Below are 13410 nucleotides of genomic sequence, written 5' to 3' on the forward strand. Positions count from 1 at the left end.
CTTATTTTTTCTTGCAGCAGTTTAAAATACTGGTAATTAATAATTGTAAAATATTTTTTACGGGTTTGTAGGCAATCGCTAAAATTTAATTGTCCTCACTTTAAATCACCCTTGTGCGCCCTACAACGGAAGCTTTTTTCCTTTGGCACAGTGATCATTAACCAAACTATATGACATTATTAATAAACCCAGGAAAACTGATGCCTATGTAAAAAAAACTTACTCTCCCCACTACAGGCATAATTACCCGGAGGGAATTACTGCCCCGAAAAAGATTTTTGAATGTTTATAACTGCGCAGTGCTTTCCAGGGCGCTTCGCTATTAACTCCCTTTAAATTCAATAAAATATGAAATTTTTCAAACACCCGGTGGGTGTACACAGGCCATGGGTATCAAATTCCCTCAACCTGTGTAAATTTGCCCTTGCAGGTATGGTGCTTTTGAACATGCAGGCTTCGGCTGCTGAAGCACCAAAAGCAAATGCCAAATCAAATTACAACTTTAACTTAAACTTCGCCAAGCTTACCGGTAAGGTAGTTGATGAAAAAGGCGAACCCCTTGTTGGCGTAAGTGTCAGAATTAAAGGAACTACTACAGGTACTCAAACTGATGCCAATGGTAATTTCACACTTGATGTACAGCCAAATACTGTTTTAACTGTAAGCTACATTGGCTATGGCACTAAAGACGTAGCGGTGGGAGGTAAATCAACAATAACAATTACCTTAAGCTCAAACACCAACCTTAACGAGGTTGTGGTAACGGCTTTGGGTATTAAAAAAGAAGAGAAAAAATTAGGTTACGCCGTAACAACTGTAAAAGGCGACCTGCTTGATAAAGCTAAAGAAACTAACGTTGCTTACTCATTAGAAGGCCGTGTAGCCGGTGTGAGCATTTCAGGCGTTAGCGGCGGTCCGGGTTCATCGGCCCGTATCTTGTTACGTGGTGTTACCAGCGGCAGCGCAGGTTCCCCATTATTTGTAATAAACGGTGTACCTATGGACAATACTCAACGTGGTTCATCGGGCGAATGGGGCGGTGCCGACTATGGTGACGGTATCAGCAATATCAACCCTGACGACGTTGAAACTATTACCGTATTGAAAGGCCAGTCAGCTTCTGCGCTTTACGGTAGCCGTGCATCAAACGGTGTAATTTTGATCACTACTAAAGGTGGCAAAAAGAATTCGGGTTTTGGTGTTGAATTTAATACCAACTACCAGGCTGATAAGGTTAATAACACTACTGATTTCCAAACCACTTACGGCCAGGGGCAACATGGTGTAAAACCCGCTTCTGTTGACGGAGCTCAGCAATCAAGCCGTTTGGCATGGGGTTCAAAATTGGATGGTTCTAATACCATACAGTTTGATGGTAAATCGTATCCTTACTCTGCTGCGGGTACCAATAACCTTCAAAACTTTTATCGTACCGGTAATACTTATACCAATACAGTATCATTTGATGGCGGCGGCGAAAACGGAGCCTTCCGTTTATCGGTTTCTGACCTGAATGCCGGTTCAATTGTACGCAACAGCAGTTTAGACAGAAAAACATTCAACTTAAACGTAAACCAAAATGTTACGCCAAAATTGAACATCGCTGTAGTTGCCAACTACTTAATTGAAAATTCAAAAAACAGACCAAGCTTGAGCGATGGCCCGGGTAACCCTAATAACATCTGGTTCCTGGCACCAAACATCAATCAATCTATATTAAATCCGGGCACAGCGGCTAATGGTTACGAGCAAGTTTGGACTGACGACCCTTATGTAACCAACCCTTACTTCGCGGCTAACAAATTTATTAACAATACAGGCCGTAAGCGTTTAATTTCGGCGTTGACTGCACGTTACAACTTTACCGACTGGATTTATGCCCAGGCACGTTTAGGTTATGACAACATTAACGATAGCCGCTTTAAGGTAACCCCTACCGGTACAGCTTATTATACAGGCTTAATGGGTGGTTTGGATGAGCAATCAACAGCACAAACCTATGAGTTAAATGCCGACGGTTTGATTGGTGTAAAACATGATATCGTTAAAGACCTGTTAGCCTTCGATTTCTCGGCCGGTGCCAACATTCGTAAAAATCAATACGAATATACCAGCCTTAGCGGTGGGCCGTTTACCCTGCCTTTCTTCTACAGCTTCTCTAACGTTAGCGTTAAAAGCACTCCAAATTATCAGTTCAATAAATCGGAAGTTCATTCGGCATACTATACCGCTGATTTTAACATCAAAAACTTCCTTACTTTAAGTACAACAGGCAGGTACGATGCTTATTCAAAACTACCGGCAAGTAACAGAGGTATCTTTACCCCATCTGTTTCTGCAAGTTTCCTTTTTGCAGATATGTTAAAAATGCCATCGCTTGATTTTGGTAAACTACGCGTATCATACGCTAAAACCAGCGGTGAGCCAGACAAAGCCTATAGTACTTCAGCTTACTATAACTTAGGCAACCAGATAAACGGTATTACAATTGGTAATTACTCAAGCGACCTTTACAACTTAAACTTAAAACCATACACGCTTGACGAGTTGGAAATTGGTACAGAGTTGAAGTTTTTTAACGGCCGTTTAAGTGCCGATGTTGATTATTTCACCCGCAAAACGCACAACGAGTTACTTCGCAGTGCACTTGATCCGGCTACAGGTTTCGGCACCCGGTTAATTGGAACACAATCATTCCAGAACCGTGGTGTGGAAGTTGAGATCAAAGGTACACCAGTACAAACCTCAACTTTCCAATGGACCCCGTCAATTAACTTTACCTATGTTAAAAACAAGGTGTTAAAAACCGACGATTTTGGTACTACACAAACTTTAGGTACTTACAGGCCATTAAATGCTAACCTTGCTTATGTTGTAGGCTTACCTGGCCCGCAAATTATGGCTAACGATTACAAACGTGATGGCTCAGGCAATATTGTTTTTGATGCCAATGGTTTGCCTGAAACTACAGCGCGTATCCCAATGGGTTCAACTGTACCTAAAATTTATGGTGGTTTAAACAACGATTTCAGCTACAAACGCTTCAACCTGTCATTCCTTGTTGATTACCGTTTCGGCAACAAGATCCTGTCTGCAACTAATGCTTACAGTATCTTCCGTGGTTTAAATAAATTAACGCTTGAAGGTCGTGAAGGCGGTGTTGTAGGTAAAGGTGTTACTGAAGCAGGTACTCCAAATACTACAAATGTTGATGCACAGGATTACTACCAAAAAGGTGTATATAACGTTTCGGCACTTAACGTGTTAAACGGCGACTTTATCAAATTACGCCAGGTAACTTTTGGCTATACCTTTACCAGCAGCATACTTAAAGGTTCGCCATTTAATGCTATCAACGTATCATTGGTTGGTCGTAACCTTTGGACTATCATGAAACATTCTGATAACATCGATCCTGAGTCAGGTTTCTCAAACAATATCAATTATGCAGGCATTGAAGGTACCAGCTTACCTGCCACCCGCACATTCGGTATTAATGTTAACTTTAAATTTAGAAAATAAGAGCAATGAAAAAGAGACTTATATATAGTGGCTTTTGCCTGGCAGCAACGTTGTTTACAACAGGTTGTACCAAGGACTTCACTAAAATAAATACCGACCCCAATGCTACTACCGCCGATCAGTTTAATCCAAACTTTTTGCTGGCACAGGCACAATTAAATTATTCGCAAACAGGCTATTCGCAACTGTTGTTTCAAAGCATGTGGACACAATCACTGGCTTCAACATTCAGCTACTATGGCAACGGCGATAAGTATCAGCAAAGCGGCTCGTTTAACGATTACATAGGCCGTGTTTATAGCGAAGGCTACGGTGCTGAAACCTACGCCCAGGAAATGAAAAACCTTACCGATGGTAAAGCCGGGTATGAAAACCTGAATAAAATAGCTACCATTATGAAAGTATTGATCATACAGCGTGTAACTGATACTTATGGCGATGTGCCTTACTCAGAAGCAGGTATGGCCAAACAAGGCATTTTCTTCCCTAAGTTTGATAAACAGCAGGCTATTTATACCTCAATGCTGAATGATCTGGACGCAGCCTTAACTGGCTTGGATGCAGCAAAAGATAAACCAACGTCTGATTTATTTTACGGCGGCGATATTGCGCAGTGGAAAAGATTTGGTTATTCACTGATGGTACGCTTGGCCATGAGGTTAACAAAAGTTGATGCTGCAACCGCTCAAAAATATGTTGAGAAAGCTTATGCAGCTGGCACAATGACCAGCACAGACGATAATGCCAAGGTAAAAACCAACAACGCTAACGGCTATTCAAATGCTATTGTTAATGCATTATTAACTGTTGACGATTTCCGTGAAGTACGTTGGTCAAATACCCTGATCAGTTTCATGAAATCAACAACCGATCCACGCGTAAGCGCTATTGCGGAAATTGCAAGCGGTAACGGTAAGGCTGCAAATGAAACCGAAACAGTTGCCGGCGACAATACCTACTCAAAGCAAATAGGTTTACCTAACGGCTATGACTTAAACGGCGGTTCTACCGATGTGTCAAAAGCTCCAGGCTATCCGGGCGCAACACCGGCTAATCCGGCTGTTGATAAAGATGCTGCGGCACCGCTTGGTAAATATTCACGTCCGCGCTTACAGGTTTATTATACTGCAACAGCTACTATTAACCCTGTTGATAAAAGCACTATCAACATGCTTTTAACTTATGGCGAAACTGAATTATTATTAGCCGAAGCAGCTACAAGAGGCTGGAATACAGGTACAGCTGCTTCACATTATGCAAAAGCATTAGCGGCAGACATGAAGTCGATAGCGCAAATCAATGCTGCTGCCGCAATTAGTGATGCGGACATTACTACTTATGTTGCAGCCCACCCGCTTGGTGCATCGCCTTTAGAGCAGATCAATAACGAATATTGGGTTGAAACTTCAACATTGTTCATGTTCAACGAAAACTGGACTAACTGGAGAAGATCAGGCTTCCCTGCTTTAACTGCAATTAAATATCCTTCTCAGTTTGACACAGAGATTCCGCGTCGTGTAATTTACCCTATTACACTGCAATCAACCAATCCACAAGGTTTGGCAAGCGGCGTTGCTTCATTATCAGGTGGCGATAAATTTTCGTCACGCGTATGGTGGGATAAATAATACCCCTATATAAATTCAATAAAAACAAGGCTATGGCTTCATAGCCTTGTTTTTTAGTTTCTACAACAAAAAGGATTAGTAATCCGGTAGTAATTATCAATGCAAATAATTAATTTTAAATCCCCTGCAACTCCGGAAAAAATAAAATCTGTTGATAATGTGTTGTTCTTCTTCCCTTTTTAATTTAACTGTTAAAAGCTCAAAAACTTTAAGTGTTATTGCCGCATTGAGCCTTTGGGGCTTTAAGGCAAACGCTCAGCAACCATTGTTCAAACTGCTTTCACCCGAAGAAACCAACATTAAATTTCGCAATGATTTGGTTGAAGACGAAAAGCTCAATGTACTTTCATACGAGTACCTGTACAATGGCGGCGGTGTTGCTGTTGGCGATATCAACAATGATGGCCTCGAAGACCTATTTTTTACAAGTAACCTGGGCCAAAACAAGCTATACCTTAATTTAGGTAACCTAAAATTTAAAGACATTACCCAACAAGCCGGCAACGGCCTTGCAGGCAGGCCTGGCGACTGGAAAACCGGCGTTACCATGGCCGATGTTAATGGCGACGGGCTTTTAGATATCTACGTATGCTACTCCGGCCTTGGCGATAACGTCAAACGCCGCAACCAGCTTTTCATTAATAAGGGCAACAGCAAATTTGTTGAAATGGCCAAACAATACGGCCTCGACGATCCGGGCTACAGTACGCAGGCAGTATTTTTTGATTATAATAACGATGGCAAGCTGGATATGTTTCTGCTTAACCACAACGTAAAAAAGATCAGCAACCTTGAACTTGCGCAGGCCAAAGCCGAAACAGATCAATTGGCCAGCAATAAACTATTTGAAAACCAGGGTGGCCATTTTGTTGATGTATCCCAAAAGGCGGGCATCATTCAAAACCCGCTCACCTTTGGCCTTGGCGTTGCCATTGCCGATATCAACAAAGATGGGTTACAGGATATTTATGTAACCAACGACTATAATGAACCCGACTACCTGTACATAAATAACGGAAACGGAACTTTTACCGAGGATAGCAAGAAGTGCTTTAAACACCTGTCGCAATTTTCGATGGGGGTTGATATTGCCGATATCAATAACGATGGTCTTCCTGACATGATGACCCTCGATATGCTGCCGCCAGATAACCGCCGGCAAAAATTACTGCAGCTACAGGAAAACTACGAATCGTTTGAGCTGATGCTGAACCAAAACCTGTACAAACAATACATGCGCAACATGCTGCAGGTTAATAACGGCGACGGCACCTTTAGCGAAATTGGTCAGCTGGCAGGCATTTCCAGTACTGATTGGAGCTGGTGCCCGCTTATTGCCGATTTTGACAACGATGGTTATAAAGACATCTTTATATCTAACGGCTACTTCCGCGATTATACGAATAAAGATTTTTTACGCTACTGGGGTGATTATAAGCTCAAAAAAGCAATGAACCGCGAGCCGTTTCTGCTCATGGATCTGGTAAAAGCCATGCCATCTACCACCCTGTCAAACTATATTTTTCAAAACAACCATAACCTTACTTTTACTGATAAAAAGCAGGATTGGGGGATCAACAAAGGCGGTATTTCAAGCGGATCAGTTTATGCCGATCTTGATAATGACGGCGACCTGGACCTGATCACCAACAATATAAATAACGAGGCTTCCATTTTACAGAATACAGCTATGGAAACCGGCAAAAAAAACTACCTGGCAGTAAACCTTAAACAGCCCGAGGGCAATACAAACGCCATAGGATCAAAAGTATTTGTATACAACGGCAAGCAGGTACAATACCAGGAAGTTAACCCAAACAGGGGCTATCTTTCATGCGTATCGACAGTTTTAAATTTCGGATTGGGTGATCAACAGCAGGTAGATTCTGTACGCATCATCTGGCCAGATCAAACATCACAATTGCTAACCGGCGTTAAGGCTAATCAACGCTTAAACATCACTTACAAAACGGGGAACCCGGTATTTAAAACCGATGGCAAAAGTACTGTTAAACCAGTATTCAGCTTAACCAAACCGGTTATAGATTATACCAATACAGAAAATACCATTAATGACTTTAAGCGCCAGCCCCTGATGCTGTTCATGAGCTCTAAAACAGGCCCCGTGATAGCCAAAGCTGATGTAAACAAAGATGGTCTTGAGGACTTATTTATAGCCGGCGATCAAAATACTCAAAGCAAAATCTTTATTCAAAAAGCAGGCGGAACTTATGTAGTTCAGGAAATATCCGATCTAAATAAAGAGAACACCTCGGCGGCCGCTTTTTTTGACGCCAATGGTGATGGCTTTCCGGATCTTTATATAGCTAAAGGCGGCTATTCATTGTTAGAGCCCGGTGCTAATGAACTGCAGGATAAACTATATCTGAATGATGGCAAAGGCAATTTCAGCTTTTCAAGTACCTCCCTCCCGGTGTTAACAGGCAGCAGTAAATCTTGCGTACGCCCTTGTGATTATAACGGGGACGGTAGAACAGACTTGTTTATAGGGTCGAATGTTACCCCGGGGTACTATCCATCGGCCCCCAAAAGCTATCTGCTCACCAATACCGGCGACGGGCACTTTGAAATTACAGAAGCTCCCTTTACCGGCATAGGCATGATCAAGGACGCTCAATGGGCTGACCTAAACGGCGACGGTCGTAAAGATTTGATAATATGCGGCGAGTTTATGTCCCTTATGGTGTTCACTAATACAAAAGCGGGCTTTGTTGATGAAACTTCCAAATACTTTGACCATCCTGTCAGTGGCTTTTGGAATACAATATCCATTACCGATGTGGACAACGACGGAAAACTTGATATTATAGCCGGCAATCTTGGCCAAAACACACAAATTCACGCCAGCCAATCGGAGCCGGCTGAAATGTATTTTGCCGACTTTGACAGCAATGGCTCTATTGATCCGTTCTTTAATTTTTATATACAAGGTGTAAGTTATCCCTTTGTAAGCCGCGATGAACTCAACGACCAGATCTACCCTATGCGTAAAAGGTTTGCTTCATACAAAGCTTATTGCGATGCTACCATGAAGGATATTTTTACCCCCGAAGAACTCAGCAAAGCTACCAAACTTACAGCCAATGAGGTTGAAACATGCCTTTTCCTGAACCGGGGCGGTAAGTTTGTGAAATCACCTTTGCCTTTACAAGCTCAATATTCTTCTGTTTCGGAGATCCTTACAGGAGACTTTAATCACGACGGCAAAACAGATCTCCTATTGCTGGGCAACCATTCTGATAACCGCCTTAAGCTGGGCAGCTTTGATGCAAACTATGGATGCCTGCTTACCGGCGACGGTAAAGGTAACTTCGCATATCAAAGTCAACCTCAGGCAGGGCTATCTGTAAGCGGAGATGTAAAATCGGCCAGCGAAATAAAAATTAACAATGTAAACTACGTACTGATCGGTGCGTCGGGCGAGGCATTAAAGTTTTATAAGTACTAACTCAGTACCTCAAGTATTTAGGAAGGTTTATAGTACTGAGTCAAATATTTATCGCATCAGGAAATAACTACTGACTTCAAACTTGAGATTAAGATAAAAACAATGATCAAACGAATATCCATATTATTTTTAGCGCTGATAAGTACAGTGTCCTACGCGCAAAAAAGCAAAAAAAACATCCTCCCTTATCTCCATATTGATAAGGCCATAAACGCCATCTCGGCGGTTATGATCCACGATGTTGTAAACCCGCCTGCCGCTTCCCGTTACTATGCTTATGTAACCATGGGAGCCTATAATTTAGTTAGTCTTAACAATAAGCAGGTGGTACCGGTGGGCAACTTCATCAAAAGCTATACACAAGATAACCAGATCAGTATCCCGGCCGATAAATACGATTATCGCATAGCCGCCATGTATTGTATATTGGAAACCGGCAAGCAGATGCTTCCATCGGGTTTTATGCTGCAGGATGATGAGGATAATTATGTAGCCCTGCTTAAAGAAAACGGCATTGGCGATGATGTGATCAAACAATCTGTTGCGGCAGCTACAGAAATGACTGCCAAAGTCATAAAATATTCCAAATCAGACAACTACAATAAATTGAGCGGCAGGCTCAGATACTCCCCCATAAAAGGCGGCAAAAACTGGTTCCCTACCCCACCAATGTATATGGAGGCTGTTGAGCCAAACTGGAAAACCATCCGCCCTATGTTTATTGACTCATCTGATCAGTTTGTGCCTGTCAGGCCGGCTGCTTTCAGCACTGACAGCACCAGCCAATTCTATAAGGAAGCCTATGCCGTATACAAAGTATCCAAAAACATGTCGGCCGAGCAGATCATGATCGCGAATTTTTGGGATTGTAATCCCTTTGCAGTTACCACATCAGGCCACATGATGATAGGCTTTAAAAAAATAAGCCCTGGCGGCCACTGGATGAATATTGTAGGTATCGCGGTAAAAAAAGCAGGACTAAGTTTCGACAAGTCGATACAAGTAGCAATGTTAGTTGGTATGACGGAAATGGATGCCTTTATCAGCTGCTGGGACGAGAAATACCGCAGCAACGGTATCAGGCCCGAAACTTATATCAACAAATACATTGATATAAAATGGGTACCTATGCTGCAAACCCCGCCATTCCCCGAATACCCCAGCGGCCATGCTGTGTTGTCAAATTCATCGGCAGGGGTGCTGAGTTATCTGTTAGGTGACAAATTCAGCTTCACCGATGATTCGGAGATACCATACGGCGTTGGTCCCCGCGATTTTAAATCATTCAGACAGGCAGCCGAAGAAGCTTCATTATCAAGATTTTATGGAGGAATTCATTTTGACGACGCCATTGTTAACGGCAATCAGCAAGGCCGTGATGTTGCAGCAGCGGTTGTAAAAAAATTAAAAGCAGCCGGAGTAAACTATTTAGGTGATTAGAACGTAGTTAAAAGCAAACGGCTTTTAATTATGCGGATCAGGGGAACGGTTTTTCTATCACTTTTTATTGTTACCGGGCTCATAGGCCTTAACTCGTTCACCGTAAAAACAAAGTTTGCTTCCACAGCAGCAGCAGACCTGGAAGGCCGCGCATTGTTTTTACGGCATTGTACTGTTTGTCATTTAGCACCTGATCCGGCAGGGCTTACCAAAGAGATCTGGACACGACACGTATTACCTGTTATGGCAGCCCGCATGGGTATTATTTATCCTAATTATGATCCTTTAAGAGGATTAACTGATGAGGAGCGCATAATTGTTAAAAAGCACAATATTATCCCCGAAGAACCGGTTTGTACCGACGCTGACTGGGCCAAAATCACAGATTATATTATCAGCAATGCACCAGACAGTTTATCTGTTGAAGAAAATCGACTTACCCGTAACAGCCCCCTTACGCAATTTGCAAGGCGGGATGTACAAGTTGATGATAAAACGCCTTCACTTATCACCGGACTTAAGTATAACAATACAACCAAAACCCTTTGGATAGGCAATTATTATAACCAGGTATTCAACTGGCAATATGGCAAAGGAGTTGTCAAAAAAGCAAATACTGCCAGCCCTGTTGTTGATTTTAACTTTTATCAAAACAATGTTTATTTAACCGAAATTGGAAAGTTATATCCAACTGAGTTAAGCACCGGCCTGTACGCACAACTTAATGATACCACGAGCACACCACTCATCAATTCATTACACAGGCCTGTAAATACCCGTATAACAGACTTGAACAATGATGGTGTGCCAGAAATCATAGTATGTAATTTTGGTAATAAAACAGGCGGTTTATCGCTGTTTAAAAAGAACAAGGCAGGCAAGTATACCGAGGATGTGTTACTGCCCCTGGCAGGTGCTATCAAATGCTACGTAAAAGACATGAACGGTGACGGCAAAAAAGATATTGTGGCTATGTTTTCGCAAGGCGATGAAAGTGTTTATATTTTTTACCAGAAAGACAACCTTAATTTTAAAGCCAAACGGGTATTACGTTTCCCGCCTGATTACGGCACTACCGATATGGTCTTAGTTGATTACAATAACGATGGGCTCACAGATATCGTGACAGTACATGGCGACAATGCCGACTACTCCAATATCCTGAAGGCCTATCATGGCATCAGGTTGCACATAAATCAGGGCGCTGATGTTTTTAAAGAAAAGTTTTTTTATCCGATTTATGGTGTCACCCGGGTTTTGGCAGAGGATTTTGACAAGGACGGCGATATTGACTTTGTGGCAACCTCCTTTTTCCCCGAGTTTGGCAAACTGGTTGATGAATCGTTCGTCTATCTCGAAAACACTAACAAAGATCAGTTTACTTTCAAATCATACATTCAAAAAAGCGAGATTCCGATCAAAACCCTCACCCTTGAAAAAGCCGATGTTGATGGCGACGGGGATATGGATATCATTACCGGCAACTTTGCCCAAAGTCCAGGCCCCGCACCCACAGCACTTGATGAAAAATGGAAATCGGCAAAGTATGGATTAAGCATATTTTATAACCAACTATATCAACCGAAGAAGTAATAAAAATATTATTGGAAGCTATATAAAATGATGAATATCGTTTACAGGTAGCTAAGACTTAATTGCCGTTGGTTTTAGTGGCTGTTGCACAACACCAAATCCAAGGGCAATATTTTATGATTGAACTCCCATTCTATAGGTTGTTATAGCAATTTGAGCCGTATTCATAAACAATACAAAACACCTCAATAATAAGCTCAGAAAACGCCCAGACAAACCATTTTCCCCTTTTGGTTTCTGATTAGTTTGCAAATGCTTCTGTTTAACTATTCTTGCCTTATGATTAAGTAGCTTTTTGAGATTATAAGCAACAGCAGCCATATTCAAGCATTTATTTACCTGTTCAATCCCTTTTGAATTCACCTTCTTTAGACCCAGATATTCCACAAGGGTTCCGATAACCGGCTCTACTGTACTTTGCCTTATTTTCATTAGTATTCTACCCTTCCTGGATTGCATGCGAATATGCATCTGGTCATAATAGGGTTTGTCGATCGTGCTTTTTATACGCACCTCTTTTTTATCACCTATGCAATCAGGCTGAAAAGGGCAACCTATACAGTGTTTTCTTGTAATGGTATAACATTTATCATTCTCGCTTGTTCCTTTGAATTTTAAGGCTTTGCCATTTTTACAGATATAATGGTCTTCTTCCGAATTGTAGGTAAAACCCTCTCTCTGATAAATAAATCTACCGGTATTGGGAATATATCCTGTAATACCCATTGCCTGCAATGCTTTTAACGCAGTGCCGCTACTGTAATTCGTATCTGCAACTACCTCAAACAAGCCGGTGTCATTATCTTAGATTTTGCTTCAAATCGATTAGCATCGTGGGCAGACACTCACTATCCCGCATGTCTGCTAAATAGGCTTTTGTGCAGGTAATTACGTGAGAAGCGGTATCTACCGCTACCTGACCCAGGTAGTTCAGATTTGTGGGTTTACCTGGTTTTGTTGATAAGCGGGCATCCGGGTCGGTTGGACTATAATGAGTGGCATTCGTTATTTTTACACCTTTATTATCATCTTTGCCCTCATCTTCCGGTACTGCCTTCATTACGGGTTTTGCTTCTTTCTCTTCATTAACTGTTAACTCTTGCTCATAATCCTTTATATCTTCCAGTACCTCTTTTGGTAACATGCTATCAATCGATGCGTTCGCTTTTATAAATACGCTATCAATCGCCTGCCTGCGGCCCGAAACCATTCCTTTATCAACACATAGTTTCAGTACACGCTTAAATAATTCTGTGAAAACATGCTCGCCGTATAATTGCCTGGTTCTGCTGAGCGTACTATGCCAGGGTAATTCTTCATCAAGATCGTATCCAATAAAATAACGAATATCAAGCCTTAAGCGTAACGTGTTAATGATCCGCCTGTCGCTATTCAGATTCTCCAGATAACCTGCAAGCATGAGCTTCATAAACACTACCGGATCTATGCTTTTCTGGCCTTCTGTTCCATAATATCGCGCTGTCTCTTTATAAAGAAACTTAAAATCAATTAGTTCATTTAAGCGACGGTAAAGGTTATCCCCAGGTATCTGATCTGATAATTGAAAACTTACAAATAGTTTCTCTTGGTACTTCTTTTTGCCTTGCATAATTCAATATACTAATAATCAACAACTTAATCAATAGCGGTGTGTTAGTTGTGCAACAGTCACTTTAACCAACGGCAATTAAGTCTTAGCTATATGAGGGCTTCAGCCCAAATCCGCTTGCACAATTGGGCTAAAGCCAATACTTTTTC

General features: G+C 41.8%; 7 protein-coding genes. 5 read left to right on the forward strand and 2 right to left on the reverse strand.

Features of this window, described 5'->3' with window-relative positions; all coding sequences use genetic code 11:
• Positions 1-348 precede the first annotated feature (348 nt).
• The 5 genes from MTO98_RS19735 (at position 349) to MTO98_RS19755 (ending at position 11652) form a co-directional block, all read left to right on the forward strand.
• Positions 349-3522, forward strand: coding sequence for a SusC/RagA family TonB-linked outer membrane protein (locus MTO98_RS19735; protein WP_243480702.1), 3174 nt, complete (start codon positions 349-351; stop codon positions 3520-3522).
• Positions 3523-3527: 5 nt separating this feature from the next.
• Positions 3528-5150 carry a SusD/RagB family nutrient-binding outer membrane lipoprotein gene (locus MTO98_RS19740; protein ID WP_243480703.1) on the forward strand — a complete coding sequence of 541 codons (1623 nt, stop codon included), beginning with the start codon at positions 3528-3530 and terminating at the stop codon, positions 5148-5150.
• A gap of 157 nt (positions 5151-5307) precedes the next feature.
• Entirely contained in the window at positions 5308-8619 is a 3312-nt protein-coding gene (locus tag MTO98_RS19745; protein ID WP_243480704.1) for a VCBS repeat-containing protein, read from the forward strand.
• Between the two features lie 102 nt (positions 8620-8721).
• On the forward strand, positions 8722-10059 hold the full coding sequence (locus MTO98_RS19750) for a vanadium-dependent haloperoxidase (protein ID WP_243480705.1): 1338 nt from the start codon (positions 8722-8724) through the stop codon (positions 10057-10059).
• A gap of 30 nt (positions 10060-10089) precedes the next feature.
• Positions 10090-11652, forward strand: a complete 1563-nt coding sequence (locus tag MTO98_RS19755; protein WP_243480706.1) for a VCBS repeat-containing protein — start codon at positions 10090-10092, stop codon at positions 11650-11652.
• Between the two features lie 114 nt (positions 11653-11766).
• On the opposite strand, the gene MTO98_RS19760 is transcribed toward MTO98_RS19755, so the two are convergent.
• A complete protein-coding gene (locus tag MTO98_RS19760; RefSeq protein ID WP_243480708.1) occupies positions 11767-12441 on the reverse strand; it encodes a transposase in 675 nt (224 codons plus the stop codon).
• A gap of 10 nt (positions 12442-12451) precedes the next feature.
• Positions 12452-13261, reverse strand: coding sequence for a transposase (locus tag MTO98_RS19765; RefSeq protein ID WP_243480709.1), 810 nt, complete (start codon positions 13259-13261; stop codon positions 12452-12454).
• Between the last annotated feature and the right edge of the window lie 149 nt (positions 13262-13410).

It is taken from the genome of Mucilaginibacter sp. SMC90 (assembly GCF_022811725.1).
GTDB lineage: Bacteria > Bacteroidota > Bacteroidia > Sphingobacteriales > Sphingobacteriaceae > Mucilaginibacter.